The sequence below is a fragment of the Arthrobacter sp. B055-34 genome, assembly GCF_059090425.1.
This window is the reverse complement of sequence record NZ_JBNHFQ010000009.1, coordinates 174,980-201,654: the sequence shown is the minus strand read 5'-3', so window position 1 is coordinate 201,654 and position 26,675 is coordinate 174,980. Positions and strand designations below refer to the sequence as shown.

The following is a 26,675-nucleotide window of genomic DNA, read 5'->3' as shown; positions in this document are numbered from 1 at the left end:
CCTGGCGCGACGCCGGAGGGACCAGCGAGATCAACGGGCAAGGCCTATGTGAAGCGTGCAACCTCGCGAAAGAAGCCGACGGCTGGCACGCCCGAACAATCCCCGGACCACGGCACACCGTGGAAACGACCACCCCGACCGGGCACACCTACCAATCCACCGCACCGGCACTGCCCGGCACACCACCGGCAACAGAACAACCGGACGAGACACTCGAGCCGGTGTCAATCTTCGAACAGGCACTCGGCCGCATCGACTTCCTCTACCACCGCGCAGCCGCCTAACGAAATTTGAGGCCCGGCCAAAGCAGCTGCTCTAAATATGCCGAAGGGCGGACGTACTATCACGTCCGCCCTTCGGCATTGGTCATCGAAAACGTCCCGCCGGCAAGTGCCCGCAGGACGGTAGAACGCCTTAGTTCAGGAGGGCATCCACAAAACCTTCAGCTTCGAACGGAGCCAGATCGTCCGCACCTTCACCGAGGCCAATCAGCTTGACCGGAACGCCGAGGCTACGCTGAATAGCTACGACGATCCCGCCCTTGGCAGTTCCATCCAGTTTGGTCAGCACGATGCCCGTGATGTTGACGACCTCGGAGAAGACCTTGGCCTGGTTCAGCCCGTTCTGTCCGGTGGTGGCATCCAGAACCAACAGCACCTCGTCAACCATGGCCTGCTTCTCGATGACGCGCTTGACCTTCCCAAGCTCGTCCATCAGGCCCACTTTGTTCTGCAGGCGGCCGGCCGTGTCAATCATGACGACGTCGACTTCCTGGTCAATGCCGGCCTTCACTGCTTCAAAAGCGACGGACGCCGGGTCCGCACCATCGACGTCGGACTTTACGGTAGGCACACCCACGCGCTGGCCCCAGGTTGCCAGCTGCTCTGCTGCCGCGGCGCGGAAGGTATCCGCCGCGCCCAGCAGCACATCCTTGTCTTCGGCCACCAGTACGCGGGCGAGCTTACCAACGGTGGTGGTCTTGCCCACGCCGTTGACGCCTACCACCATGACGATAGACGGGCGATCCGCATGCCGCTCGACTGCCAGCGAACGGTCCATGCTGGGATCAACAAGCTTGATGAGTTCTTCACGCAGCATCGCCTTGACGTGTTCCGGGTCCTGGCTGCCGGCGACCTTGACCCGGTCGCGCAGGGCGTCGACGAGCTCCATCGTTGGCTCGGTGCCGAGGTCCGCCATCAGGAGAGTTTCCTCGATTTCGTCCCAGACATCTTCATCGATCTTGTCCCGGGAGAGCAGCGCCAGCAGGCCCTTGCCCATGGCGTTGTTGGACTTGATCAGGCGGGCGCGCAGGCGGGCCAGCCGCCCCTCAACCGGAGCAGGGGTCTCGACCGGTACGGTCTCGATGCCCGCCACATCGTCGGCAACTTCGACGTCGGTCGCGGGCAGTTCCTCTTCGGGAACGGCAACACGGGGTTCGGCCGGCGCGGGTGGCGCTTCCAAAGTATCGGTACCGCCGCCGCGCACCGGGTCGTTGGCGTCCCGAGTGGTGGTGTAGGTTCCCGGAGGAGTCTTGCGACCCTTAACCAGGAGGATGGCAACCGTACCGATCACGGCGATCGCGATGACAGCGTATATAAGGATCATGGTTACGTCGTTCACAATCCCTAGCTTCTCACAGCCCCTGCCACCTTCGGACGCACGGCCCCGGTGAGACAGGAACGGGAGCTGGGCGAATCCGGCGGGCGGGCTTATCATGGCGTCACCTCCCCTGCCGCGCCGGGCCGGTGGCCGCACGGCGCTCCGTAGCGGATTCCAGGGCGAAAGCGAAAGGCCGGATATGGCCAGTGACTATGGGTACGGCACAAAGCCTGGACGTGCCTACGACGTCGAAGAGTCGGCGCCGTTGCCCGCTCTGCATACTTTGCCGGGCGTTAGCCGTGTGGAGCAAGGCGTGGAAGCCGAGTTCGAGGCGGTGTACTTCGATACCGAGGATCTCGTGCTGGCCGCACGGGGCATCACGCTTGAACGTCGCACCGGCGCTCAAGCCGGTTGGCAACTGGAGCAGCCAACTAACGACGGCGAGCGCCGGGTCAGCTCTTCACCTCCCGTCCGCGGCACAGACGGAGTGCCGAAGCCGCTGCTGCAGTTGGTGCGTGTGCATGTGCGGGACAAGCCGTTGGTTCCTGTTGCCCGGGCCCTGACCAGACGGATTTTGCACCGGCTCCGCGGTTCCGGGGATGAGGTGCTGGCCGATATGCTGGATGACCATCTGCGGTCCGAGCAGCTGGGAAGTCCGCCCGGGGGCAGCCGGTGGCGGGAATGGTCGATTGAACTGGTCGAGGGCAATCAGGACTTGCTGGACGCTTGTGACGCCCTGTGCGCCGGCTCCGGCGCACAGGGCGGATCCCGCGGATCCGCGCTGTTGTCGGAACTGACCGGCCGTTCCCGCCAGCCGGAGCCGGCTGAGCCCCGTCCGAAGCGCAAAGGTGAGGCGGCCGCCGTCGTACTCTTCTTTCTGGGTCAGCAGGTCCGCAGCCTGAAGGAACAGGATCCGCTGGTGCGGTCGGGTGAGCCTGAAGCGGTACACAAAATGCGCGTGGCTTCCCGGCGGCTGCGCTCGTGCCTGGCCACCTACCGCAAACTACTGGCCGGCGATACAGCCGGTCAGCTGAGGGGTGAGCTGAAGTGGCTTGCGGGCCTGCTGGGCGAGGCCCGTGACGCCCAGGTCATGCAGGACCGGCTCCGGGACATACTTGCCGGGGAGCGCCCGGAACTGGTGCTGGGACCCGTTGCCCGCAGGATCGATGAGCAGCTCACCGCTGATCTGAAGGCAGCGCGGGCCAAGACACTGCGGGCGCTCGACACGAAACGGTACTTCCGCCTGCTCGATGCCCTGGATGCGCTGCTGTCCGATCCCGCGCTGACGGCGGTTTCATCGGAGCCAGCGCGCGAGGTGATCGGCAGGCGCGTCAAGCGGGAGGCCAAACGGCTGCGCAAGTCGGTCACTGCGGTGGAGCGAGCTCCCAGCCGCGGCATCGATGCACGCGCCCTGCACGAGGTCCGCATCCGTGCCAAACGGCTGCGGTATGCGGCGGAAGCTGCGGTCCCGGTAGGCGGAAAGCGCGCACAGCGGCTCGCCGAGGCGGCGCACCGGGTGCAGCAGTCGCTCGGCGTGCACCAGGACACCGTCCTGACTCGCGACCTGCTGCGCCGTTTGGCGGCCGGGGCCGTCCTGCAGAATGAGAACGGCTTCACCTACGGCCGTCTGCACGCGCTGGAACAGTTTGCGGCCGAGAACGCGGAAGCGGCCTTCCGCCGTGAATGGAAACGGTTCCCTTCCACTAGCATCAACCCATGAAGCCGTTCCTGCTCCTGGCTACCCGGGCCCAAGACAAAGCAGCCGACGAAGAGTATGCGGCGTTCATGCGCTTCGGCGGTCTCACGGAGGGGGAACTCCACCGGGTGCGGCTGGAGGCCACCCCGCTGCCGGACATTGATCTGGGTGCCTACAGCGGGATTATTCTGGGCGGCAGTCCGTTCAACTCCAGCGATGCGCCCGCGGATAAATCGGCGGTGCAGCACCGGGTTGAACGCGAGCTCGGCCGCCTGCTCGATCAGGTCATCGCCACGGATTTCCCATTTTTCGGTGCCTGCTACGGCGTCGGCACGTTAGGCCTGCATCAAGGCGGCGTAGTGGACAGGACCCATGGCGAGCCGATCGGCGAAGTAGAGATAGTCCTGACCGACGATGGCAGAAAGGATCCGTTGCTGGCGGGCGTGCCGGACCGGTTCCAGGCTTTTGTGGGACACAAGGAAGCGTGTTCGATACTGCCGGCCGGTGCAGTGCGGCTGGCCGGCTCCGCTACCTGCCCGGCCCAGATGTTCCGGCTGAAATCGAACCTGTACGCCACACAGTTCCACCCTGAACTCGACATCGACGGGCTGCTGACCCGGATCTCGATCTACCGTTTTGCCGGGTACTTTCCGCCGGCCGAAGCGTCGAGGGTCATGGAAAGTGTCCGTGGAAGCGTGGTCACCGATCCCCAACACGTGCTGCGCAACTTCGTACGGCGCTACCGGCGGGACTAACACCGCAGGCGGGACCGGCGCGGCCACGGGGCCGCCGCCGTCGTGCCTCGGATCGTTAGACCTCTGCCGTGGCAAGGCGCTGGGATATCACGGTGGAGACGCCGTCCCCCCGCATCGTCACGCCGTAGAGTGCGTCGGCGACTTCCATGGTGCGCTTCTGGTGCGTGATGACGATGAGCTGGCTCGATTCGCGCAGCTCTTCGAAAATGGTGATCAGCCGCCCCAGGTTCGTGTCATCCAGGGCCGCCTCAACCTCATCCATCACGTAAAAGGGCGATGGCCGCGCCTTGAAGATCGCCACCAGCAGGGCCACCGCGGTCAATGAGCGCTCGCCGCCCGAGAGCAGCGAGAGGCGCTTGATTTTCTTGCCGGCCGGGCGTGCCTCGACCTCGATACCCGTGGTGAGCATGTCGTCCGGGTCCGTGAGCACCAGGCGTCCTTCGCCACCGGGGAACAGCCGGCCGAAGACGCGTTCGAACTGTGCCGCGGTGTCATGGTAAGCGTCGGTGAAGACGCGTTCCACCCGCTCATCGACTTCCTTAATGATGTCCAGCAGGTCCTTGCGCGTGGCCTTGAGGTCTTCCAGCTGGCCGCTGAGGTACTGATGGCGTTCCTCCAGCGCCGCAAACTCTTCCAGTGCCAGCGGGTTCACCTTGCCTAGGGAGGACAAGTCCCGTTGGGCCTTCTTCAGCCGCTTCTCCTGTTCCGCCCGGACAAACGGCACTCCCTCGACCACGGGGTTGCCGTCTTCATCCACCTCCTCGCGCAGGGCCGCCCATTTGTCCTTCGACGCCGCCGTGGCCACCGGAACCGGTTGGTCCGGCCCGTATTCAGCCACCAGATGGTCCGGTGTCAGGCCCAGTTCGTCGATCGCCTTTGTTTCCAGAGCCTCGATGCGCAGCCGCTGCTGTGTCCGCGCCATCTCATCGCGGTGTACGGAATCCGTCAGCTCCCGCAGCTCGTTGGCGAGCGCGTCGGTCGAGGTGCGGACGGTGCCCAGTTCGCGCTCCCGTGCTGCCCGGACTTCCTCCGCAGCATCACGTTCGCGTTCGGCCAGGTCCACTGAGACGTCCAGCCAGGCCAGCACCTGCTTGACGCCGCGTGCGACGGCGGCGGCTTTGGCCGCCTGCACCTGACGCTGACGTGCCCGCTCTGCTGCCTGCGCCCGGGCGTGCCGTTCCGTTGCCGCTGCCCGTTCCAGCGATGCGGCGCGGTTGCCGATGGCGTTCAGCTGCTCCTCGCCCGAGCGCAGGGCAAGTCTGGCTTCCATCTCGATCTGGCGCGCCCTGGTAGCGGCGGCTGCGAGCGCGTCGCGTTCTTCGGTTGAGGGCTCGGATTCTGCAGGAGCTTCCTGGGCGGCACCGAGCCGCTGGGTGATCTCCGCCAGTTTCTGCTGCTCAGTGGCAACGTTCGCTTCGGCAGCCTCAACCAGCCTGGCAATCCGTTCACTCTCCCCCACGGCCGAGCGCAGCGTCGAGCCAAGATGGCCCAGCCGTTCGGCCACAGCCGCCAGCCGGGCGTCCGATTCGTTCAGCTGTTCCAGCGCCGCCTCTGCCCGAGCGCCGGTTTCTGCACGCCGCGCCGTTGCGGCTGCGATTGCAAACTTGGCCCGTTCTGCCCTGGCTGTGGCCTGCGCCAAGCGTTGGCCCGTCTCCTCCACCGCAGCCTGCACCTCCAGCAGGCTTGGCCGGCCTGCCGATCCGCCGCGGGCACTATAGGCACTGAAGACCTCGCCGGCCCTGGTGACCGCGGTCAGCTCCGGACGGTAGGAAACAGCTTCCGCAGCCCCGGAAAGATCCTCAACAACGACGACGGAAGCCAGCAAGGCGCGTACCGCTGCGGCTTCTTCCTTCAACGTGACCAGGGAGAGGGCACGCACCGCGCCACCCGGAAGGGCCAGGTCCCCTATGGACTGATCCGCCGAGGCCTGATCCGCGGAAACCTGATTAGTCTGATCCGCAGTCCAGGCGAAGACGAGCTCAATCCGTCCGGCGTCCTCGCTCTTCATCAGCTCCAGCGCCTGCACCCCGGCATCCCGGTCCGCAAGGACTACCGCTTCGGCGCTGCTGCCCAGCGCCGCGGCTATCGCGGGCTCGTAACCGGGTTCCACCGAGATCAGCTCTGCCAGCGGCCCCAGGACGCCCTCTGAACCGGAGGCCAGCAGAGCCTCGCTGGCGTCCCGGCGGTCGAGGCCTACTTCCAGTGCTTCCTTTCGCGCGGACAGTGCATCACGCTCACGTTCAGCTTCGCGTTCCTCCGCGACGAGGGCTTCGAGTTCTTCCTCGATGGCATCCAGCTCCTGCGATGCCTGCTCGTATTCGGCGTCGAGGCCCTCCTCCCCTTCCTCCACTCCGGCGACCTGGGATTCCAGGGCGCTGAATTCGGTCTGCGCCTTGCGGCGGCGTTCCTCACCCTCACCGATCGAGGCACGCAGGCGTCCCAGCTCAGCTTCCGCTGCCTCCGCCCGCGAGCGGGCCGCAGCCACCTGTCCGGCGAGTTTCGCAAGACCTTCCCTACGGTCTGCGGCCACCCGCAGGATGGCGGTCAGGCGTTGGTCTTCGGCGGCGGCGCCGGCTTCCGCATCGGCGCGGGCCTGCACTGCGTCCTCCAGGGCTTCCCTGCGGTCCTCCAGCTCGAACTCGAGCTCCGCCTGCTCTTCGCGCACCTGTGCGGCCTGCTGTTCCAGCTGGTCCGGATCCCGTCCGGTTTCCGGTTCCGCATCCGCATCGCCGAGCAGCCGCCGTCGTTCATTGGCTAGGTTGCCGAGTGATCTGAACCGTTCGCGGGCGGAAGAAAGCTGGTACCAGGCATCCCGGGCGGCATTCAGCCTCGGTGTGGCCTCTGCCGCCAGCCGTTCCAGTTCCGCGAGCCGCTGCCGTCCGGCCTCCAGCGTCCGTTCCACCTCGGCCTGCCTGGCTTTCATCGCGGCGTCGTCCGCCACTTCCTGTGCCAGCGCAGCGGTCAGCTGGACCAAGTCATCTGCCAGCAGGCGCGCCCGCGCATCCCGGACCTCGAACTGCACCTGCTGGGCGCGGCGGGCCACCTCGGCCTGTTTGCCCAGCGGGGTCAGTTGGCGGCGGAGCTCGCCAGTGAGATCCGTCAGGCGAGCGAGATTGGCCTGCATCGACTCAAGCTTCCGGACCGTCTTTTCCTTGCGCCGCCGGTGCTTGAGGATTCCCGCGGCTTCCTCAACGAACCCCCTGCGGTCATCCGGAGTGGCATGCAGAATCCGGTCCAGCTGGCCCTGGCCCACGATCACGTGCATTTCGCGGCCGAGGCCGGAATCGCTGAGCAGTTCCTGGATGTCCAGCAGGCGGCAGTTGCTGCCGTTGATGGCGTATTCGGAGCCGCCCGTGCGGAAAAGCGTGCGCGAAATGGTGACTTCGGCATATTCGATGGGCAACGCGCCGTCGGCGTTGTCGATGGTCAAGGAGACGTGGGCGCGGCCCAACGGCGAACGGCCGGAGGTCCCTGCGAAGATGACGTCTTCCATCTTGCCGCCGCGCAGAGTCTTGACACCTTGTTCGCCCATGACCCAGGCCAAGGCGTCGACGACGTTGGACTTGCCGGACCCGTTGGGACCGACGACGGCCGTGACACCGGGCTCGAAATCGAAGGTCGTGGCAGACGCAAAAGACTTGAAGCCGCGCACAGTCAGAGATTTCAGATGCAAATTGTGTCTCCCGCAGCACTTTTTCCTTGAAACAATCTATCGTGTTTCCTATGCAGATCGCGGCACAAAGGGGCGCTAGTGTGCGCAACCCGGCCTCCCGGGTCTGCTGTGGAGGAGCGGTTAATCACATATGCATGCCGGACGGTGCATGTGCGGGAACGGCCGCATTAGGTGCATAGTTAAGGTTTCGGGGTGCATCACAGGCGCGGACCGGTGCCGCGGACAGAAACACGAATAAAGGCTGGATATTGATCGGTAACGCGACGTTTCGACATGACAACACGGCACTGCTGGCCGTCACGAGTGTGGAGGCGCCGGTAGTCGTCAGTTCCGCGGAGTTCGACGAGCGCCTGGCCCCCAGCCTCAAGCGTCTGCGCCTTTCCAAGCGTCTGCTCGAGCGTGTTGCCGGAGTATCCGAACGCCGCTGGTGGTCGCCGGGCACAAGTTTCGACGACGCCGCCATCGAAGCCGGCGCCAAAGCCATGGCCGAAGCCGGGATCGAGCCGGACGAAATCGGCCTGCTGATCAATACCTCGGTGACCCGCAAGAACCTCGAGCCATCCGTGGCGGTGAAGATCCACCACAGCTTGGGTTTGCCGTCGTCGGCCATTAACTTTGACCTGGCCAATGCCTGCCTCGGGTTCGTCAACGGGATCACTTTGGCGGCCAACATGATCGATTCCGGCCAGATCAAGTACGCGCTCATCGTCGCCGGGGAAGATGCGCAGCAAACCCAGGAAACCACCTTCAAACGGCTGAACGACCCGGAGTCCTCCCGGGAAGACTACCTGCGCGAATTCGCCACCCTGACGCTAGGCTCCGGTGCCGCCGCCGCCGTGATCGGCCCGGCGGACCTGCACCCCGGCTCGCACCGGATCATCGGCGGCGTCTCGCGCGCCGGAACGGAACACCACGGACTGTGCGTGGGCGGCCAGGACGGGATGTTCACCGATACCAAGGGGCTGCTGGAGGGCGGACTTGAACTAGTGGTCACAGCGTGGCATGAGGCGCATGACCACGGCTGGAACTGGGGGTCCATGGACCGCTACGTCACCCACCAGGTCTCCAATTCGTACACGAACGCCATCATCAAGGCGGTCAACCTCGTGAAGGAGAGAGTGCCGATCACCTTCCCGAAGTGGGGCAATGTGGGCCCGGCGTCGCTGCCGATGACCCTGGCCCAGGAGGCGCAGAGCCTCAACGCCGGCGACCGCGTCCTGTGCATGGGCGTGGGCTCCGGGCTGAACACGGCCATGATGGAGATTGCGTGGTAACTGAGCTGTGGCCCGGTGTCCGGGCTGTCTGGTCGCGCCGCGTCAACGTACCTTCGACCGCGGCAGCGGACCCGGACGGCAGCACCCACACCTGGCATCTGCTCGACAACGGCCCCCAGCTGGAAGAGCGAGGAATTACGCCCTTCGGCACGTTGCTCTGCGTGCATGGCAACCCAACGTGGTCCTACCTCTGGCGCAGCCTGCTGGCCGCAGCAACCGAGGCGGACCGGCCCTGGCGGGTTGTCGCCGTCGACCAGCTGGACATGGGCTTCTCCGCCCGCACGGGTACGTTCCGCCGACTTGAGGACCGCATCACCGATTTGGGCGACCTGACCCGGGAGCTGGACCTTACGGGCCCGGTCGTCACTGTCGGCCACGACTGGGGCGGCCTGATCTCCCTCGGCTGGGCAACACGCCACCGGCAGCAGCTCGCCGCCGTCGTCCTGACAAACACGGCCGTTCATCCGGCCGGCTACTCCGTCCCCGCCCCGCTGCAGCTCGCGCTGCACCCGGCCGTGCACAGCTGGGGAACGACGACGTCGGCCGCTTTCCTCCGCGTGACACATGCATTGGCGCATCCCCCGCTGGCCAAGGACGTCCGCGAAGCATTCATGGCACCGTACCGCAGCGCCGGACGCAGGTCCGGGGTGGGCAACTTCGTCGCCGACATCCCCGCGGATCCGTCCGCCCCCAGCTGGGGCACGCTCACCCAGGTAGCCGACGGCATCCGTTCGCTGGATGTTCCGGCTCTGGTCCTGTGGGGGCCGAAGGATCCGATCTTCTCCGACCGCTACCTGCGTGATCTGCTGCAGCGCCTGCCGCAGGCCGACGTGCACCGGTTCGAAGGTGCCGGCCATCTGCTCCCCGAAGACGCAGACATCTCGACCCCCGTCTTCAACTGGCTGGACAGATTGACGCCCGGCCTGGACCGGGACGGCGGCGGAAGCGGGCTGGCCGAGGCAGTGGCGCATGCCAGCGCTCCCGAAAGCGGCACCCTTGAAGCTGCACCGGCGGTGCCCGCAGCAGGCACGGGCTCGTTCCGTCCCATGCTGGCCGAACTGGCCGAGCGCGCCGGGGACAGTTCGCCGGCCGTGGTGGACATGGCCCCGCTCGACGCCGAGCAGGGAACCGGGCCGCGGACGTTGTCGTGGGCCGAACTGGCCGCCGTAGTGGACCGTCTGGCGGCAGGCTTGTCGTCCATCGGTGTCAAGGCCGGAGACCGGGTCAACCTGCTGGTTCCGCCCGGCATCGAGCTGACCAGCTTGATCTACGCGTGCCTGAAGCTCGGCGCCGTCATCGTGGTAGCCGACGCCGGCCTGGGCGCCACCGGCCTCAGCCGTGCCATCAAGGGCGCCGGCCCGAAATACATCATCGGAATCGAACGCGCCTTCGTTGCCGCCCGCCTCTTCCAATGGCCTGGGGTGAAGATCAGCGCCACAGCCATGAGCGCACCAAAACGCGCCCTGTACGGCGTCAGCCACACAGTGGAAGACCTGCTGCAGTCGGTCCCGGACACGCGCGGTACCGAGGCCGCCGCAACGGATCCGGAACCGGACGCGGATGCCGCTATCCTCTTCACTTCCGGCTCCACCGGACCGGCGAAGGGCGTGGTCTACACGCACCGGCAGCTGGCCGCCATGCGGGATACCTTGAAGGATACGTACAAGCTGCAGGCCGGCACCGCGCTGGTTGCCGGTTTCGCCCCCTTCGCCCTGCTGGGGCCCGCGCTGGGAGCCACCTCGGTCACCCCCGACATGGACGTCACGGCGCCCAAGACCCTGACCGCGGCGGCACTGGCCGAAGCTGCGGCCGCCGTGCAGGCGACGGCCGTCTTCGCGTCCCCGGCGGCGCTGAACAATGTCGTGGCCACCGCCGCCGAGCTGTCCGGCCCGCAGCGCGGCGCTTTGGGCGAGGTAGAACTGCTCCTCTCCGCCGGCGCGCCGATCCCGGAGCCGCTGCTGGCCAAAGTTCAGCGGCTCGTCCCCAACGCATCCCTCCACACGCCGTACGGGATGACCGAGGCCTTGCCCGTCACCGACATCAGCCTCGAGGAAATCCGGGCAGCAGGTAAGGGCAACGGCGTCTGCGTCGGCACTCCCGTGTCCGGTGCCAGTGTCGCCGTCACCGCCCTGAACCCGGACGGCAGCAGCACGGATGAACCCGTCACCCGGCCCGGTGTCACAGGCGAGATCCTGGTCAGTGCCCCGCACGTCAAAGACCGCTATGACCGGTTGTGGATCACCGAATCGCGCAGCAGATCCGTGCCCGGCTGGCACCGCACCGGCGACGTAGGGCATCTTGACGACGCCGGACGCCTCTGGGTCGAGGGACGGCTGGCACACATCCTGGCCACTGCCCACGGCGTCAGAACGCCCGTGGCCGCCGAGCAGGCAGCCGAATCGGTCCCCCAGGTGGCGCGGGCGGCCGTGGTGGGCGTCGGCCCCCACGGTGCCCAGGTTCCGGTCGCCGTCGTCGAAACGCAGCCGAAGGCACGGAAACCCGCGCCGGCCGCCTGGAAGCTCAGTGCCGAGGTGCGCGAGAGAGTCGCAGCAGAAACCGGTCTGGATCTTGCTTCCGTCCTGCTGGTGCCCGAGCTGCCTACCGATATCCGGCACAATTCCAAGATCGACCGGGCCGCATTGGCACAATGGGCTGCGAAGGCGCTGGCCGGAGGACGGATGGGCCAGCCATGAGCCCCGGTACCGCCCGGAACATCCTGGTCACTGGCGCCAGCGGCATGCTTGGCGGTGCCGTCGCCCGGCTGCTGATGGAGCAAGGCCACCGCGTGCGCACCTTCCAGCGGCGCCCGGCTGCCTTGGCCCGGAATGCGGCACAGGCAGAAACGGTTCGAGGGTCGCTGATTGACGAGCTGGCCGTAGCCCGCGCAGTTGCGGGCGTTGACGCCGTCGTGCATTTGGCTGCAAAGGTTTCCTTCACCGGCGAGTGGAACGACTTTGTCGCCACCAATATCGAAGGTACCCGGAGTCTGCTCAAGGCCGCCCGTGGCGCCGGCGTGCGCGACTTTGTGTTCGTCTCTTCGCCGTCAGTCGCCCATTTCGGTACGGCCATTGCCGGTGCCGGCGCGGGAACTGCGGATCCCGAACGCGCGCACGGAAACTATGCCAGATCCAAGGCTGCCGCCGAGCTGCTCGCCTTGGCAGAAGACTCCCCCGGTTTCCGGGTGGCCGCCGTCCGTCCGCACGTCGTCTGGGGTCCCGGGGACACCCAACTGGTCGAGCGGGTCGTGGCACGGGCACGGGCGGGCCGGCTGCCCCTGCTGGACCATGGCACCGCTCTGATCGACAGCACCTACATCGACAACGCCGCCGCAGCCATAGCTCGGACGCTGGAGCGGATGGACCACGCCCACGGACAGGCGCTGGTGGTCACCAACGGCCAGCCGCGGCCGGTAGGCGAACTGTTGGCCGGCATCTGCGCGGCCGCCGGGGTGAGACCTCCTGCCTGGAATGTACCGGGCTGGCTGGCCAGGGGTGCCGGCAGCGTGATCGAGCGCGCATGGACTGCAGCCGGCAAACGGGGCCTGGTCCACGACGAACCGCCGATGACAAGGTTCCTGGCCGAACAGCTCTCCACCGCGCACTGGTTCGACCAGCGCCGCACGCGCGAGGTTCTGGACTGGTCCCCTGCGGTCAGCATCGAAGAGGGCCTGGACCGGCTCGCGGAGCACTACCTCGGCCGGTCCGGCCGGCACGCCTAACTACCACCCGCAGGAGAATCAGCATGCAGAGTCTGAAACATATCGCCGACTGGCCGGCCCCGAATGCCTCCACCGCGGTAATCGGAAAGGACGGCGGATTGCTGGGCTCCCACGGAGACCAGGACCGCCATTACGCCCTAGCCTCCGTCACCAAACCGCTCAGCGCCTATGCTGTGTTGCTGGCGGTGGAGGAAGGCGCCTTGGAACTCGACCAGCCCGCAGGACCGGAAGGTTCGACCGTCCGTCATCTGCTGGCACACAGCGGCGGTTACGACTTCGGCGACCGCTCCGTGCGCTATACCCCCGGCGAACGCCGCCTGTACTCCAACGCCGGCTTCGAGGTCCTCGGCGAGATCGTGGAACACGCCACCGGGATGACCTTCGCCGACTATCTGCGCGACGGCGTCCTGCTGCCACTGGGCATGCAGCGGACTTGGCTGGAGGGTTCCCCTGCCGCTGGAGCCACCTCCACTGTCGCCGATTTGTCGCGCTTCGCGGCGGAGCTGCAGCAACCCCGGTTGCTGGATTCTTCCACACTGTCCGAAGCCACCTCCGTGGTTTTCCCCGGGTTGGCAGGCGTGCTGCCCGGCTTCGGGCGCCAGAAGGACAATGACTGGGGCCTGGGCTTCGAAATCCGCAACGGCAAGCAGCCTCACTGGACCGGCGCAAACAGTTCACCGCGCACTTTCGGCCATTTCGGCCAGTCCGGCACTTTCCTCTGGGTGGACCCGGAAGCCGGCGCCGCCTGCGTCACGCTCACGGACCGGGACTTCGGCCCCTGGGCGGCCGAGGCCTGGCCGGCCTTCACCGATGCGGCGCTGGCTGACTTGGCCGGCTGAAGTTCCTCCAAGCGTGCGGTGCCGTGGACGTCGGTTTGGATGGACGTCCACAGCACCACTCCGGTATCAGCCCGCTGACGCCTTGGGGGCGCCGATGCCGGGATCTATCTGGAACGGTCCGGACGCCGACGGCCGCACATCGAAATCGAAGATCGACGTCGGCAGATACACCGTCGAGCACGAGTTGGGGATGTCCACCACTCCGGACAGCCGGCCCTCGATCGGCGCGGCGCCCAGAAGCAGGTAGGCCTGCTCGGGGCTGTAGCCAAACTTCGTCAGGTAATCGATAGCATGCAGGCAGGCGCGCTGGTAGGACAAGTGCGAATCCAAATAGTGCTGCTTGCCATCCAATGTGACCGACGTGCCGGAGAAAGCCAGCCACTCGGAGAACTGCGGGTCCACGGTGCCGGGCATGAAGATAGCGTTCTCGCTGACACCGTAGGTGTCCATTCCGCCCTTGATCACTTCGAAACGCAGGTCAATGAACCCGCCCATTTCGATGGCCCCGCAGAAGGTGATTTCGCCGTCGCCTTGGGAGAAATGCAGGTCTCCGAGCGAGAAGTTGGCGCCGTCCACGAACACCGGGTAGAAGACCCGCGACCCCTTGGTCAGATTCTTGATGTCCTGGTTTCCGCCGTTTTCCCGCGGCGGCGCTGTACGCGCGGCCTCGCCAGCAACCCGGTCAAAATCGGATTCCGGTACACCGCCAAGCAACGCGGACCGCGGCTCCGGAGGCAGCGCCAGCGGCGGCACCCTATCCGGATCAGTCGCGATCAGATCGCCCTCGCGCTTGTTCCACTTGGCTAGCAGTTCCGCCGAAGGGGCGGTGCCCATCAGCCCCGGATGGATGATGCCGTTGAAGGACACATTCGGCACGTGCCGTGAGGTCGCTTTCTGGCCCGTGAAGTCCCAAATGGCCTTGTACGCATCCGGAAACTGCTCCGTGAGGAAACCGCCGCCGTTGGTCTTGGCGAAAATCCCGGTGTAGCCCCAGCCCTGGCCGGCCAGCGGCCCGGAATCCTCCTGCGGGATCGGTCCTACATCCAGAATGTCGACGACGAGCAGGTCGCCCGGCTGGGCTCCCTCGATGGCAAACGGACCGCTGAGTTTGTGCACGGTCAGCAGCGGAGCATTGAGGATATCTTCCGCGGAGTCATCATTGACGATGGCCCCGTCAAACCATTCACGGCAGTCGATCCGGACGGATACACCTTGTTTAACCGTCGCCACCGGCGGGATCTCCGGGTGGTAGCGGTTGTGTCCAACTTTTTCCTGGTCTTCGAATCTTTTGCTCGAGTCGAGCGGGAAAATGACTTCTGGCATTAATCTCTACTCCCCTTATTGATTTTCTGCGTCCTGCGGATCAGGGCCGCGGAAGCTTCCGGTGCAGCGGATTGTGCGTATAACGTTGCTTGGGCGCCTTCCTGCCGGGCAGCCCGGAGACTACCTCAGGTTCGTGGGCGCTCTTGGCCGTGCTGTCCACCAGTTTGTAGGCGCTGGTCCCGGCGATGGACAGTCTCGGCGGGCTAAAGACTCTGCGGACCTGACGTCCGCAGCCAGGACATTCAGCGCTCTGCGGTGCCTGTCCGATGGCGAAATTCAGCTCCACTGCATCGCACGCGGCACAGCGGTACTCGTAAAGGGTCATGAAGCCGCTCCTTGTGTTGTTGCCGGCCCTACCTGGTCTGCGTCGCTCTTTTGTCGCGGCCGCCCTAGGAACAAAGAGGCAGCAAAGGATGCGGCGAAAATCAGCGCACCGGTCCAGGCTGTGGTGGCCGTCGAGACAAAGCTGCCGCTGAGCAACAGCAGTGCGGGAATAGTACAGGTCAACCAGCCACAGAAGATTGCGAACCATCCAGTGGCGGCCGTGATCGAGTCCTTGCCCATGGCCATGAGGAGGAAGAACATGAACCACAGCACGGCCCACGTTATCCAGATGACGCCGAACAGCGGATCCGAGATCAGGGTGAAACTGAGGACGCCGATAACTATCGCAACGACAGCCACGAAGAGGCTAAACCAGCCGAGTCCCTCGGCACTGATGCCGGTCAGCTGCAGGATGCCGACGTAGAGGTAGGTAAAGCCGAACAGGAACAGACCGGCTGCCGCAAACGTCGGGGCCAATTCGCCTTGGGCCTGGGACAGCAGTACGAGCGGCACCACGGTCTGCAGGGCGCCCACGAAGAGATTGAGTATTGCGGCTGATTTTCCGGGAATCCGGCCGAGCAGCATCAGCCCATTGATGAAAAGAATTGCTCCTACGTATAACAGTCCTGCACTAGCCATATTTGCCTCATCGCAAAGGAAGTGGAACTAACGAACGGGTATGGGCCGAACCTAACAACCCATGGCTGCCCAGGTCAATGGGACACGTTGGGAAAACCCTATGGCATGGGCTTATTGCCGCTTTCGGGCGGGACAGGGCGACGGCCAGGCTACCAGCGGCCGTTGCGCGGCCTCGGCTGGCACACCGGGCAGGAGTAAGAGGAACGGTTCATGAAGACATCCCGCCGGATCTTGGTCTCCAATCCCAGCGCGGCGCAGCGGTTGCAGTTTTCCCGCTCGCGCCCGTAGGCGTTCAGCGACCGGGCGAAGTAGCCTGAGGCACCGTTGACGTTCACGTACAGGGAGTCAAAGCTAGTGCCCCCGGCGTCCAATGCGCGGTTCATGACGTCGCGGCAGGCTTCGACCAGCCTTTCCGCTTCCTTGCGCCGCATCGTATCGGTGGGCCGGGCATAGTGTAGCTTGGCTGCCCAGAGGGCTTCGTCGGCGTAGATGTTGCCGATCCCTGAGACCAGACCCTGGTCCAGGATGGCGCGTTTGATTCCGGTGCGGCGGGCACGCAGGCGGCGGAAAAAGTCATCGAACGAGAAGGCAGGATCCAGCGGATCACGGGCGATGTGCACGGCCTCCACCGGCACCAGCGGCAAGCCGGTTTCCGACAGCCCTCCCGCGTGCCCGTCCGCCGTCCGTACCAGGTCCGCCAGGAAGACCCCGCCGAAGATCCGCTGGTCGACGAAGCGCAGTTCGGCCGGCATGGGCGTGCCGTCGGCATTCGCGGCAGGGCTCAGGGTGAGGCGAACCTTCAAGTGCTTTTCGTCAGGCTGGACGGAATCCTCAACCAGCAGTTGCCCGCTCATCCCGAGGTGGGCCATCAGCGCAAGCTGCGGCGTACCGCCGTCGTTGTTGGTTTCTTCGCGCAGCGGCAGCCAAAGGAACTTGCCGCGGCGCACCACGTCTTCCACCCTGGCGCCTTCGAGGTTGCCGCGCAGGTCCTCGGCGCCGAGCGCATGGCGGCGGATGGAACGTTCGTCTAGGACCTCGACGCCGGTAATGGTGCGGCCGCGAACCCACTGGGCCAGGCCGCGGCGGACTACCTCGACTTCAGGCAGTTCAGGCATCTGCGGGTTCGACGGAACGCAGCTGGCGCCACGAGACGGCGGCAGCTTCCTGCTCGGCTTCCTTCTTGGAGTGGCCGGTGCCCTGGCCATAAGCGGTGCCGCCGATGCGCAGCGTTGCCACGAACGTCCTGGCGTGGTCCGGGCCGGAGCCCTGGACGGCATATTCGACGCTGCCCATTTTGCGGGCGGCGGCCAGTTCCTGGATGCTCGTTTTCCAGTCCGTGCCCGCGCCTAGAGCCTCGGCATCCGCGAGCAGCGGGGAAATGAGGCGCATGACCATCCCGCGCGCGGTTTCGATGCCGCTGACGAGGTAGGTAGCGCCGATCAGCGCTTCGACCGTGTCCGCCAAGATGGAAGACTTGTCTGCGCCGTTGGTCAGCTTTTCGCCCTGGCCGAGCAGAATGTACTGGCCCAGATCCAGGTCGCGGGCAACCCCTGCCAGAGCACGGGTGCTGACGACGGCGGAACGGCGTTTGGCCAGCTCGCCCTCGGGCAGGTCCGGATTGTCGCGGTAGAGCGCATCAGTGACGGAGAAGCCGAGAATGGAGTCGCCCAGGAATTCGAGGCGCTCATTGGTCGGCAGGCCGCCGTGTTCATACGCGTAGGAACGATGTGTCAGAGCAAGACGAAGCGTCTCGGCGTCGATTTCGACGCCGAGACGCTTCAAAAGCTCTTCAGTTGAAGGCATGCGGACGCTAATTAAACGTCGGCTACCTTGCGGCCCTTGTACTCAAGGAACAGCGCGGTGCCTGCCGAGTCGGTGACGACCTTGGCCTGGTGAGGCAGGCTGTAAGTGACACGGCCGTTCTCAACGGTCTTCACCAGGTTGGGCGCAGTTGCCTTCCACTGGGACCGGCGTGCGCGCGTATTCGAGCGGGACATTTTCCGCTTGGGAACAGCCACGACTAACTCTCTTCTCTCTCGTCTGACTCTGTACGTGTTGCTGCCTCATCGGCAGCTGTGCCAGCCAACCCGGCGAGGGCTGCCCAGCGAGGATCCAAAACCTCATGTTGGTGGCCCGGATCCTCTTCAAGGCGCATCCCGCATTCAGGACAAAGGCCTCTACAGTCTTCCCGGCACACCGGCTGGAACGGCAGGGCGGTTACCACTGCGTCCCGCAACACCGGTTCGAGATCGATTGAATCGCGCTCTACCCGCCGCTGCTCTTCAGCCTCTTCATCATCCGGGCCCTGATCCTGCGGATCGAAGCCCTCGTAGTAGAAGAGTTCCTGCACCCTGACGGAGAGATCATACTCGATTGCATCCAGACAGCGCCCGCACTCCCCCGTTACATCAACGGTGGCAGTGCCGGAAACCAGAATACCTTCGTGTACGGACTCAAGCCGCAGATCCAGCTCCATATCGGAGCCTTCCTGCACGCCAATGAGTGCTGCACCGAACTGATCCGGTGCAGGTACATGCTCGTTCAGGGTCCGCATAGTACCCGGGCTGCGCCCGAGATCCTTGACCGAAATGGCCAGGGGCGAATTTTGATCATGATTCATGATCACAACGATGAGAACTCCTATAGAACATAGACCGACGTATTATCTTAGCGCGAAGATGCCCATACTCTCAAATGGACGCTCCGCCGGACTATTTTCCTTGTTCGTCCTGCTGGAAACGTTGCAGCACGGCCTTGGGAACAAAGTCCGCGATGTCACCGCCGAGCGCCGCCACTTCCTTGATCAAAGTGGATGAGAGGTGTGTGTAATTGTTCTCCGCCGGCAGGAACACGGTTTCGACGCCAGTGAGATGGCGGTTCATCCGGGCCATGGGCAGTTCGTACTGGTAATCCTGCGTGGAACGCAGTCCCTTGATGATGACACCTGCACCATGGCTGCGGCAAAATTCTGCCAGCAGCCCGTCACCCATCGGCTCCACGGTGATCCCGCGCAGGTACGACAGGGTCTGGCGCGCCATGCCCAGGCGCACGTCGAGGGAGAACCTGTATTTCTTCGCATAGTTGGTGGAGACGGCGACGATCACTTCGTCGTACATGCTGGCGGCACGGGCAATAATTTCCACGTGCCCGTTGTGCAGCGGGTCATAGGATCCAGGGCAGACGGCTCGGCGCATATCTATGAATCTAATCCATCCACTGCACAAGTCACAGCACGTGGGCCCGCGGTTGTAGTGATATTACTGGGAGACATGAGCAGAACGGACGAAAACCTGGCCCAAGGATCCGCCTCCGGGAAGCGCGCACCGTGGCTACGCACGGCCGAAGGCGCCAACCTCCTGGGTGCGGACGGCCATTTGGGCGTGACCATCTTCGAGGAGATCACCACGCTGGCCGTCCGCGTCGGTGCGATCAACCTTGGCCAGGGGTTTCCTGACGAGGACGGTCCGGAGCTGATGCGGGAGGCTGCCCGTGACGCCATCTCGGCGGGCGCAAACCAGTATGCCCCGGGCAAGGGAATCCCCGCGCTGCGCGAAGCGATCTCCGAGCATCAGCGGCGTTTTTATGGGCTGACGCCGGATCCGGAGACGGAAATCATCGTGACCACCGGGGCCACGGAAGCCTTGGCCGCCGCCCTGCTGGCCCTGACCGGGCCCGGCGACGAGGTCCTGACCTTCGAGCCGTTCTACGACTCCTACGGTGCTGTGATCGCGCTCAGCGGCGCAACCCACGTCACCTCACCGTTGCTGGCGCCCCGGTTCCAGCCGGACTTGGCCGCGCTTGAGGCCGCTTTTTCCGACCGGACCCGCGTCATCCTGGTCAACAACCCGCACAATCCGATGGGCAGTGTCTTCACGCGGGAGGCGCTCACACGCATCGTGGAGCTGGCCAACCGCCACGACGCCATCATCATCACGGATGAAGTCTACGAACACCTCACCTTCGGAGTAGCCCACATACCCGTGGCCACGCTGCCCGGCGCATCGGAGCGCACCCTGACCATTTCCTCCGCGGGCAAGACGTTCTCGCTCACCGGATGGAAAATCGGCTGGATGAGCGGACCGGCCGAGCTTGTGGCGGCGGCGCGGACCGTCAAGCAATTCCTCAGTTATTCCTCCGGCACCCCCTTCCAGGCGGCCGTGGCAGCCGGTCTCGCGCTGGACGGATCGTTCTACGAGGACCTAGCGGGCACGCTGCAGCGCAAGCGGGACATCCTGAGCGAAGGCTTGCGGGCGGCGGGTCTGGACGTCTTCACCCCGCAGGGCACCTACTTCATCAATGTGGACGCGGCGCCGCTGGGCGTCACCGACGCAACCGCTTTGGCCCGCCGGCTCCCGGAGCTGGTCGGCGTGGCAGCCATACCGGTTCCCGTGTTCTGCCACCCGGCAGGTGCGGAACGGACCAAGTCGCTGCTGCGCTTCGCCTTCTGCAAACGTGTGGATGTGCTGGAGGAAGCGGCGTCGAGGATCGCCACCTTGAAGGACAGGCTCTAGCGGTGCCGAATCGTTTTCTGCGCGGCAGCGGCCTGCATGCCTCCATTGACCCGGACAGCAGGGTGCCGGGAGCATACGTCCTGAGTATCGGCGGAGCCGAGCAGTCACATGTCGATCTGAAGCACCCGGAGAATGTCTTCTATGAGTACCTGCGCCGGATTGCCAACGTCGTGGACCTTGCCGGCGAACCGGGGCAGCCTCTGCGCTCGTTGCATCTGGGTGCCGGCGCACTCACGCTGGCGCGCTACCTCCAGGCCACCAGGCCCGGCTCCGAGCAGCATGCTGTGGAGCTGGAACGGGAGTTGCTGGACTACGTCATCGACCAACTGCCGCTGCCCGAGGGAACCGATCTGACAGTTTATATCGGGGATGCCCGCCAGGAACTGACCTTTGGCGATATCGACGGCGAGTTCGACGTCGTCGTGCTCGATGTCTTCGCCGGCGAGGATGCCCCGGAACATCTGGCCACGGGCGGTTTCTACAGCGAGCTGCTCGAACTGCTGGCGCCCGGCGGAGTGCTGCTGGTCAATGTCGGCGACGACCCTCCGCTGGCCTTTGCCAAACGTCAAATCGCGGAGCTGGCGGACTGCACGCCAGCGGTGGCCGTACTGGGCGAAGCGGGCATGTTCACCAGCCGCTATGCTGGCAATTTGGTGCTCGCGGCGAGACGGGATTCGTGGCCGGAGGACTGGACGCAGTCCTTGCTGGCTGCCGGTCCGCACCCGGGGAAGGTGCTCACGGGCGCCGCGCTTGAATCATTCGTGCTGGCTTAGGCCGGCTCCGCGAACCACAACTGCGTCTCACCGTACTTACGGCCGGAAAAACACTCCAGCCCGGCTGGCCAACATGGTTCCGGCGAACGCGAGGAGCGTTCGACGACGACCACGGACCCCTCCGCCAGAAACGGCTCCAGCAGGGCCAGGATCTCCGCCAGCTTGTCTTCGGCGAGCGGGTACGGCGGATCGATCAGCACCAGGTTGTAATGCCTGCCCTCCTGCAGCCTGCCCAGGTATCCCTCGGCGCCGGTACGGTGGACCTGCACGACGGGCCGGCGCAGCACGGAGTTGATCATCTCGGCGTTGCGCCGGCACACGGCCGCGGCCTTTTCCGCCAGCTCGACCAGTTCGACGCGGGCCGCTCCCCTGCTGGCGCATTCGGCCCCCAGTGCACCCGAACCCGCAAAGAGGTCCAGAACGACGGCGTCATGGATAACGTCGTACGACTCGAGGCGTGAGAACAAGGCCTCCTTGACCCGATCCGTCGTCGGCCTCGTCGCGGTGCCCGGCACGTTGGCCAGCGTCATGCCGCCGGCGGCCCCGGCCACCACCCGGCTCATTGCTTACCCCCGTTCAAGGAAAGCCTCTTTCTCCGGGTTGAGATACAGTTCGATGGCCTCGGCCAATTCCGGGTAGTCTCCCAGCTGCGCGTCGTGTTCGATGATCGCCGCGGCGTCCATGCGGGCGTGTTCGATCACGGCTTCGTCCTTGATGACGCGCAGCAGCTTCAGCGTGGACTTGCCACCGGACTGGGATGAGCCCAAAATGTCGCCTTCGCGCCGCAGCTTCAGGTCGTCCTGGGCCAGCCGGAATCCGTCAGTGGTCGCCTCCACCGCTTGCAGCCGCTCCCGGCTGGGGTGGCCCGGTTCCAGGCTTGTGACCAGCAGGCAGGTGCCCAGCAGCGAGCCGCGGCCCACCCGTCCCCGCAGCTGATGCAGCTGGGAAATGCCGAACCGGTCCGCATCAAGGATCACCATCATCGTGGCATTCGGCACGTCCACACCGACTTCGATGACGGTGGTGGAAACAAGCAGGTCCAGCTGTCCCTCGGTGAAAGCAGCCATGGTGGCGTTCTTTTCCGTCGAGTCCAGCCTGCCGTGAAGCACACCGATGCGCACTCCGGACAAGATCGGCAGCTCCCCGAGAAACTCGGCAATCCGTTGGACGGAAGCCAGCGGGCGGCCTTCCTCTCCGGCATCGGCAGTCGGCTCAAAACTGGCCGGATCCTCACCTTCGTCGTCGCCGATCTTGGGACAGACCACGTACACTTGCCTGCCGGCGTCGACCTCCTCGCGCGCCCGGGCCCAGATCCGGTCTGCCCACCCAGGGTTCTCCACGAGTCCCACCAGATAGGTACGGATCGGGGCGCGTCCGGCCGGCAGTTCCCGCAGTACCGATGTTTCCAAATCGCCGAAAACAGTCATGGCTACGGTGCGTGGGATCGGTGTGGCGGTCATGACCAGCAAGTGCGGCGGCTTGATGGCCTGTGCGCGCAACTGGTCGCGCTGCTCGACGCCGAAGCGGTGCTGCTCATCCACGACGATCAGGCCGAGATCGTTATACTCGACCTCTTTGGAGAGCAGGGCATGCGTGCCGATGACAATGCCCGCCCGACCGCTACCAATATCCAGCAAAATACGACGCCGGGCAGCGCCCACCACGGAACCGGTCAGCAGTACAACCTGTGTCCCATTTTCATCGCCGCCAAGCATGCCGCCCTCGGCCAGGGGCCCCAGCATCCGCCGGATCGATTCGTAGTGCTGGCCGGCCAACACCTCCGTTGGCGCCATCAGGACGGCTTGGCCGCCGGCGTCGATGACCTGGAGCATGGCGCGCAGGGCAACGAGCGTTTTGCCGGACCCCACTTCCCCCTGCAGAAGCCGGTTCATCGGGTGGTTCTCCGCGAGCTCCGCGGCAATGGTGGCTCCGACTTCCTGCTGGCCGCCGGTGAGGGTGAAGGGCAGCGAGGCATCGAAACGCTCCAGCAATCCGGCCCGGCGGTGCGGTCTGGCGGTTGCCTCCTCGGCGGCCGCTTGTGCCCTGCGCCGAGCCAGCGCGGTCTGCAGGATCAGCGCTTCCTGGTATCTGAACCTCTCCTGGGCTTTGGCCACCGATTCCATGTCCTGTGGGCGATGGATCTGCTGGTAGGCGTCCTCCAACGAATACAGCCGGTCGCGGATTGCAATATCGGCCGGCACCGGATCCTCGATCCGGCTGAAGTCCACGATGTCGAGCAGTGCTTCGACGGCGGCCTTGATCCGCCAGCTGCTCAGCTTGGCGGTGGCCGGATACAGCGGGACGGGGCGCCGGGCTTCCTCGGCATCAAAACCGCTCTCGTCCTCAAGCAGCACGTAGTCCGGATTGGTCAGCGTCAGCTGGCTTTGGTACGTGGTGACCTTGCCGGCAAACATCGCCAGCGTGCCCGGCAGCAGTTCCTTGTCCGCACGGTACGCATTGAAGAATGTCAGATGCACCTGGTTCAATCCGCGGACGGAATCATCGCTGACGACGACGTCGGTCAGGGTACCTTTCCGTGCACGCATCCGGCGGGTAGTGCAACTGACAACGCGGGCCACCAAGGTCACGTTTTCATCCCGCGGGAGCTCGGCAATACTGGTCAACTCACCGCGCTTGAGGTAGCGGCGCGGGAAATAGTTCAGAAGCTCGCCGACGGTGGTCAGGCCAAGGTGCTTCTCCAGCGCCGAAGCGCTGCGTTGGCCGAGCCGCCGCTTCAGTTCGAGTTCGACTTCTGCCGGCAGATGTTCAGTCATGGGCCTCGTACACCGGTGCGGAAAGATCGGTCACGGACAGATTGGATGGTTCGGCGAAGGCCCGGATCGCGGCCAAGGCGGGCTCCGCTTCCGGGACATGGGCGTGGACCCGCCAGCGGTAGCCGGCCTCCGACTCGGTCACCGCACTCAGGATCACGGAATCGCCCAGCTCGTCCAGTTGCAGTCGTAGGGTGGCCGCATCCAGCGGACTCAAGTTGATGGTGCACATGACTTCCACGCCTTCGTGCGCCTGGCCGAGATGGATGTGCGGATCCTGCAGGTTGTAGCCGTGCAGCCCGTCCAGCAGTTCCGGCTGCAGTTCCACCCCGAGGGCGCTGGAGCGCAACGTGTCCATGATGAGCAGGAAGCCGACGGCCCCAGCGTCCACCACCTGTGCGGCAGCCAGCGCGCCGAGCTGGTCTTCGGTCTGGACAACGGCGTCGAGGGCGGCCTCCACCACTGCTTCAAGCGTGACTGCCAGACCGTGGTTCGAATCGTCCCCGTTGTGGGCTGCTCCCTGGGAATTGGCAGCGCGTGAGACTGCTTCCATGGCCGAGAGCATGGTCCCGGGCACCGGATCGCTCAACGCCGACCAGCAGCGGATTTCCGCCCGCTGGAGCGCCGCGGCCAGCAACGGCCCGGTCATCCTGGTGGTGCCTTTCAGCGGTTCCGCCATCGCGGAGAGGAAGACCGCGAACAAGGTGCCGGAGTTTCCGCGCGCTTCTTCCATGGCTGCCTGCCCGCTGGCCGCCAGCAGTTCGCCCACATCCGCGGTATCCGTCTCGGCGGCCGCCAGGGAAGCTGTCCTCACCGTCAGGTACAGGTTGGTGCCCGTGTCCCCGTCCGCAACGGGAAAGATGTTGATGGCATTGAGCCGGTCGCTGTGGTTGCCGAGCACCTCTTCCGCTTTCGCCAGCCAGCGCTTGAGCGCCTGTGTGTTCGCGGCTATCTTTGCGTGCAAGGTGTTCCAATCCCGCTGCCGCCGGCGCAAAAAGGCCAACGGACTCTTTCAGTTCTCCGGCGTTAACCGAGCCTACCGTAGCCGGAGCCCGACAGTGCGTAACGTTTCGGGCATGGCTGCAAATCAGGTGCAGTTCTCCGAGCTTCTAGCCGGTCGAGGCGAGATAGTCAGCCACCGACCCATTGCTCATTGCCTCGGATATTTCGGCGATGGCGGCTTCATCCTTGAGCACAATGGACTGGCCGTCGGCAGACATGCCGGTACCCAGTGACGGAAGCGTAAACATCTCGATGTCATTACCGCGCACCTTCCACAGACTGGCGCCAAGGAAGGCTGCCGCCGGGCCGCTGAATTCCGAATCAACGCTGATATAAGGGGAGAACTCGGAGACGACTCCGCTCATCCGCAGCGGATTGGCCCGTGTGGCCGGTGAGAGGATTTCGGAGACCAGGGCTTTCACGAACAACTGCTGGTTGGCCACACGCTGGTAGTCGCCGTTAGTGAACGACTTGCGCTCCCGGACGAAATTCAGGGCGGACTCGCCGTCGAGGGTCTGCACACCTTCCGGGAATGATTCGCCGTTTCCGCCGGTGATCTGGAAGGCAGCAGGATTATCGATCTCCACCCCGCCAAGGGCGTCCGTCAGCGACCGGAAGCCGGCAAAATCAACGGAGGCCACATGGTCGATGCGCGCGTTGAACAACGTCTCCACCGTTTCGACGACCAAGGGGGTACCCCCGAACGCCATGGCGGAGTTGATCTTGTGCTCTCCGTAACCGGGAATCGTGGTCCAGGTGTCGCGCATGATTGACATGACGTAGACCTTGTCGCGGTTTTCCGGAACATGCACGAGCATCATCGTGTCCGTCCGGCCGCCATTGGGCACCCCGGCCAGGTTTTCACCCTCACCGCTTCCGCCGTCAGCGTCAGTTCCCATCAGCAGGATGTTCTTGGAGCCATCACCGGCTGCCTTGCTGACACGGTTCTCCGGGAACGCATGCTCAATTTTCTGCGAATTGTTGTCGAAGACGTTAACCAGGTAAAAGACATAGCTGCCGCCGAAGACGATGGCCACGGCCAACAGTGCCGCCAGCACGGCGAGCAGCTTGCGCACGGGTCGGCGCTTGGGGCGGCGGGGAGGGGCGTAGTCATAGTCGTAGTCAGACGTCATTCATTCACTTTCTTGATACGGGCCACGGACGAGCATAGTGGCCGAAACTGGACGGTTCCTTCAAAGCCCGCCGTTCAGCAGCGAGCATGGGGGCTGGGAGGCGTCCCGTTACTGTCCGTCCCGGCAAGCGGATACGCTGGATTCATGTCCCGGATGAACACCCTGCGCCGAAACCTGCCTGCCTTGTTGCTGGGGGCAGGGATAGTTTTCACAGCAACGGCCTGCTCTCCCATCGTGCAGGTTGATGCCGCCGAAGACGCCGCCAATCCCGCCTGTGCTCCGATGATGGTGATCCTGCCGGAGTTCGTTGCTGACGCTGAGCGCCGCGAGACCTCCAGCCAGGCCACCGCTGCCTGGGGCGACCCGTCCAAAGTCATCCTGCGCTGCGGCGTCCCGGTCCCCGGACCGACCACGGACCGGTGTGTCACGGTCAACGGCATCGATTGGGTCCTGCATGAGGGCGAAGAGACCTGGACTGCCACTACTTACGGCCGTGAGCCGGCAACGGAACTTATTTTCAATCCTGACGAGGTGGCCGAATCCACCATTCTGGTGGATCTGGCCGACGCGGCCGCGGAGATTCCGCAGACGAACAAGTGCATCAACCCGACGGACACGCTCGACGCCTCGTAGCCACGGGACGCC

At 65.0% G+C, this 26,675-nt stretch carries 23 protein-coding genes and 1 pseudogene; 10 read left to right on the top strand and 14 right to left on the bottom strand.

Going from position 1 to position 26,675, the window contains the following annotated elements; translation table 11 throughout:
- A pseudogene (locus AC5RWO_RS17330) lies at positions 1-284 on the top strand (hypothetical protein); the annotation flags it as partial.
- Positions 285-414: 130 nt separating this feature from the next.
- Here AC5RWO_RS17330 and ftsY read toward each other — a convergent pair.
- Positions 415-1,620 carry a signal recognition particle-docking protein FtsY gene (gene ftsY / locus AC5RWO_RS17325; protein WP_498732757.1) on the bottom strand — a complete coding sequence of 402 codons (1,206 nt, stop codon included), beginning with the start codon at positions 1,618-1,620 and terminating at the stop codon, positions 415-417.
- Positions 1,621-1,798: 178 nt separating this feature from the next.
- On the opposite strand from ftsY, the gene AC5RWO_RS17320 reads away from it, so the two are divergent.
- Entirely contained in the window at positions 1,799-3,319 is a 1,521-nt protein-coding gene (locus tag AC5RWO_RS17320; protein WP_498732756.1) for a CYTH and CHAD domain-containing protein, read from the top strand.
- The gene (locus AC5RWO_RS17315) at positions 3,316-4,050 is read left to right on the top strand and encodes a glutamine amidotransferase (protein WP_498732755.1); all 735 of its coding nucleotides are present in this window, start codon (positions 3,316-3,318) and stop codon (positions 4,048-4,050) included. Before AC5RWO_RS17320 ends, AC5RWO_RS17315 begins: the two co-directional genes overlap by 4 nt.
- A gap of 55 nt (positions 4,051-4,105) precedes the next feature.
- On the opposite strand, the gene smc is transcribed toward AC5RWO_RS17315, so the two are convergent.
- The gene (gene smc, locus AC5RWO_RS17310; protein WP_498732754.1) at positions 4,106-7,723 is read right to left on the bottom strand and encodes a chromosome segregation protein SMC; all 3,618 of its coding nucleotides are present in this window, start codon (positions 7,721-7,723) and stop codon (positions 4,106-4,108) included.
- Between the two features lie 248 nt (positions 7,724-7,971).
- Here smc and AC5RWO_RS17305 point away from each other — a divergent pair, with 248 nt between their 5' ends.
- The 4 genes from AC5RWO_RS17305 to AC5RWO_RS17290 are packed head-to-tail and all read left to right on the top strand — an operon-like array spanning position 7,972 to position 13,554.
- Positions 7,972-8,997 carry a 3-oxoacyl-ACP synthase III gene (locus AC5RWO_RS17305; protein WP_498732753.1) on the top strand — a complete coding sequence of 342 codons (1,026 nt, stop codon included), beginning with the start codon at positions 7,972-7,974 and terminating at the stop codon, positions 8,995-8,997.
- Entirely contained in the window at positions 8,991-11,690 is a 2,700-nt protein-coding gene (locus AC5RWO_RS17300; protein ID WP_498732752.1) for an alpha/beta fold hydrolase, read from the top strand. Before AC5RWO_RS17305 ends, AC5RWO_RS17300 begins: the two co-directional genes overlap by 7 nt.
- Positions 11,687-12,715 (top strand): NAD-dependent epimerase/dehydratase family protein, encoded by a 1,029-nt coding sequence (locus AC5RWO_RS17295; protein WP_498732751.1) that lies wholly within the window; start codon positions 11,687-11,689, stop codon positions 12,713-12,715. Before AC5RWO_RS17300 ends, AC5RWO_RS17295 begins: the two co-directional genes overlap by 4 nt.
- A 23-nt stretch (positions 12,716-12,738) precedes the next feature.
- Positions 12,739-13,554, top strand: a complete 816-nt coding sequence (locus tag AC5RWO_RS17290) for a serine hydrolase domain-containing protein (RefSeq protein WP_498732750.1) — start codon at positions 12,739-12,741, stop codon at positions 13,552-13,554.
- 66 nt (positions 13,555-13,620) lie between these two features.
- On the opposite strand, the gene fmdA is transcribed toward AC5RWO_RS17290, so the two are convergent.
- From fmdA to coaD, 8 genes are all read right to left on the bottom strand, one after another.
- A complete protein-coding gene (gene fmdA, locus AC5RWO_RS17285; protein ID WP_498732749.1) occupies positions 13,621-14,877 on the bottom strand; it encodes a formamidase in 1,257 nt (418 codons plus the stop codon).
- Between the two features lie 40 nt (positions 14,878-14,917).
- Positions 14,918-15,202 (bottom strand): FmdB family zinc ribbon protein, encoded by a 285-nt coding sequence (locus AC5RWO_RS17280; protein ID WP_498732748.1) that lies wholly within the window; start codon positions 15,200-15,202, stop codon positions 14,918-14,920.
- On the bottom strand, positions 15,199-15,840 hold the full coding sequence (locus AC5RWO_RS17275; protein ID WP_498732747.1) for an AmiS/UreI family transporter: 642 nt from the start codon (positions 15,838-15,840) through the stop codon (positions 15,199-15,201). The genes AC5RWO_RS17280 and AC5RWO_RS17275 overlap by 4 nt, the downstream gene beginning before the upstream one ends.
- A 149-nt stretch (positions 15,841-15,989) precedes the next feature.
- Positions 15,990-16,955, bottom strand: coding sequence for a bifunctional DNA-formamidopyrimidine glycosylase/DNA-(apurinic or apyrimidinic site) lyase (mutM, locus tag AC5RWO_RS17270; protein WP_498732746.1), 966 nt, complete (start codon positions 16,953-16,955; stop codon positions 15,990-15,992).
- Positions 16,948-17,643: a ribonuclease III gene (rnc, locus tag AC5RWO_RS17265; protein ID WP_498732745.1), complete on the bottom strand. Its 696-nt coding sequence runs from the start codon at positions 17,641-17,643 to the stop codon at positions 16,948-16,950. The genes mutM and rnc overlap by 8 nt, the downstream gene beginning before the upstream one ends.
- 11 nt (positions 17,644-17,654) lie before the next feature.
- Positions 17,655-17,858 carry a 50S ribosomal protein L32 gene (rpmF, locus tag AC5RWO_RS17260; protein WP_055240805.1) on the bottom strand — a complete coding sequence of 68 codons (204 nt, stop codon included), beginning with the start codon at positions 17,856-17,858 and terminating at the stop codon, positions 17,655-17,657.
- 2 nt (positions 17,859-17,860) lie between these two features.
- On the bottom strand, positions 17,861-18,436 hold the full coding sequence (locus tag AC5RWO_RS17255) for a YceD family protein (RefSeq protein WP_498732766.1): 576 nt from the start codon (positions 18,434-18,436) through the stop codon (positions 17,861-17,863).
- A 115-nt stretch (positions 18,437-18,551) separates the two neighbouring features.
- Entirely contained in the window at positions 18,552-19,034 is a 483-nt protein-coding gene (gene coaD, locus AC5RWO_RS17250; RefSeq protein ID WP_498732744.1) for a pantetheine-phosphate adenylyltransferase, read from the bottom strand.
- A 75-nt stretch (positions 19,035-19,109) separates the two neighbouring features.
- Here coaD and AC5RWO_RS17245 point away from each other — a divergent pair, with 75 nt between their 5' ends.
- Both AC5RWO_RS17245 and AC5RWO_RS17240 read left to right on the top strand, forming a co-directional pair.
- Positions 19,110-20,351, top strand: coding sequence for an aminotransferase class I/II-fold pyridoxal phosphate-dependent enzyme (locus tag AC5RWO_RS17245; protein WP_498732743.1), 1,242 nt, complete (start codon positions 19,110-19,112; stop codon positions 20,349-20,351).
- A gap of 2 nt (positions 20,352-20,353) precedes the next feature.
- Positions 20,354-21,124 (top strand): spermidine synthase, encoded by a 771-nt coding sequence (locus AC5RWO_RS17240; protein WP_498732742.1) that lies wholly within the window; start codon positions 20,354-20,356, stop codon positions 21,122-21,124.
- Here the strand turns inward: AC5RWO_RS17240 and rsmD are convergent.
- The 4 genes from rsmD to AC5RWO_RS17220 form a co-directional block, all read right to left on the bottom strand.
- Positions 21,121-21,687: a 16S rRNA (guanine(966)-N(2))-methyltransferase RsmD gene (gene rsmD, locus AC5RWO_RS17235; RefSeq protein ID WP_498732741.1), complete on the bottom strand. Its 567-nt coding sequence runs from the start codon at positions 21,685-21,687 to the stop codon at positions 21,121-21,123. The two genes, AC5RWO_RS17240 and rsmD, sit on opposite strands and share 4 nt — an antisense overlap.
- 3 nt (positions 21,688-21,690) lie before the next feature.
- Positions 21,691-23,886, bottom strand: coding sequence for an ATP-dependent DNA helicase RecG (locus tag AC5RWO_RS17230; RefSeq protein WP_498732765.1), 2,196 nt, complete (start codon positions 23,884-23,886; stop codon positions 21,691-21,693).
- 4 nt (positions 23,887-23,890) lie between these two features.
- Positions 23,891-24,859, bottom strand: coding sequence for a DAK2 domain-containing protein (locus AC5RWO_RS17225; RefSeq protein WP_498732740.1), 969 nt, complete (start codon positions 24,857-24,859; stop codon positions 23,891-23,893).
- Between the two features lie 145 nt (positions 24,860-25,004).
- Entirely contained in the window at positions 25,005-26,030 is a 1,026-nt protein-coding gene (locus tag AC5RWO_RS17220; RefSeq protein ID WP_498732739.1) for an LCP family protein, read from the bottom strand.
- Between the two features lie 144 nt (positions 26,031-26,174).
- On the opposite strand from AC5RWO_RS17220, the gene AC5RWO_RS17215 reads away from it, so the two are divergent.
- Positions 26,175-26,663 carry a DUF3515 domain-containing protein gene (locus AC5RWO_RS17215; protein WP_498732738.1) on the top strand — a complete coding sequence of 163 codons (489 nt, stop codon included), beginning with the start codon at positions 26,175-26,177 and terminating at the stop codon, positions 26,661-26,663.
- Positions 26,664-26,675: the final 12 nt, after the last annotated feature.

Excerpts from the sequence above, each read along its gene's own strand:
- AC5RWO_RS17245 (WP_498732743.1), top strand. The coding sequence starts at position 19,110 with ATGAGCAGAACGGACGAAAACCTGGCCCAAGGATCCGCCTCCGGGAAG.
- AC5RWO_RS17275 (WP_498732747.1), bottom strand. The coding sequence starts at position 15,840 with ATGGCTAGTGCAGGACTGTTATACGTAGGAGCAATTCTTTTCATCAAT.
- fmdA (WP_498732749.1), bottom strand. The coding sequence starts at position 14,877 with ATGCCAGAAGTCATTTTCCCGCTCGACTCGAGCAAAAGATTCGAAGAC.
- coaD (WP_498732744.1), bottom strand. The coding sequence starts at position 19,034 with ATGCGCCGAGCCGTCTGCCCTGGATCCTATGACCCGCTGCACAACGGG.
- AC5RWO_RS17215 (WP_498732738.1), top strand. The coding sequence starts at position 26,175 with ATGTCCCGGATGAACACCCTGCGCCGAAACCTGCCTGCCTTGTTGCTG.
- AC5RWO_RS17280 (WP_498732748.1), bottom strand. The coding sequence starts at position 15,202 with ATGACCCTTTACGAGTACCGCTGTGCCGCGTGCGATGCAGTGGAGCTG.
- AC5RWO_RS17220 (WP_498732739.1), bottom strand. The coding sequence starts at position 26,030 with ATGACGTCTGACTACGACTATGACTACGCCCCTCCCCGCCGCCCCAAG.
- mutM (WP_498732746.1), bottom strand. The coding sequence starts at position 16,955 with ATGCCTGAACTGCCTGAAGTCGAGGTAGTCCGCCGCGGCCTGGCCCAG.
- AC5RWO_RS17290 (WP_498732750.1), top strand. The coding sequence starts at position 12,739 with ATGCAGAGTCTGAAACATATCGCCGACTGGCCGGCCCCGAATGCCTCC.
- rnc (WP_498732745.1), bottom strand. The coding sequence starts at position 17,643 with ATGCCTTCAACTGAAGAGCTTTTGAAGCGTCTCGGCGTCGAAATCGAC.
- AC5RWO_RS17320 (WP_498732756.1), top strand. The coding sequence starts at position 1,799 with ATGGCCAGTGACTATGGGTACGGCACAAAGCCTGGACGTGCCTACGAC.
- AC5RWO_RS17295 (WP_498732751.1), top strand. The coding sequence starts at position 11,687 with ATGAGCCCCGGTACCGCCCGGAACATCCTGGTCACTGGCGCCAGCGGC.
- rsmD (WP_498732741.1), bottom strand. The coding sequence starts at position 21,687 with ATGAGCCGGGTGGTGGCCGGGGCCGCCGGCGGCATGACGCTGGCCAAC.
- AC5RWO_RS17315 (WP_498732755.1), top strand. The coding sequence starts at position 3,316 with ATGAAGCCGTTCCTGCTCCTGGCTACCCGGGCCCAAGACAAAGCAGCC.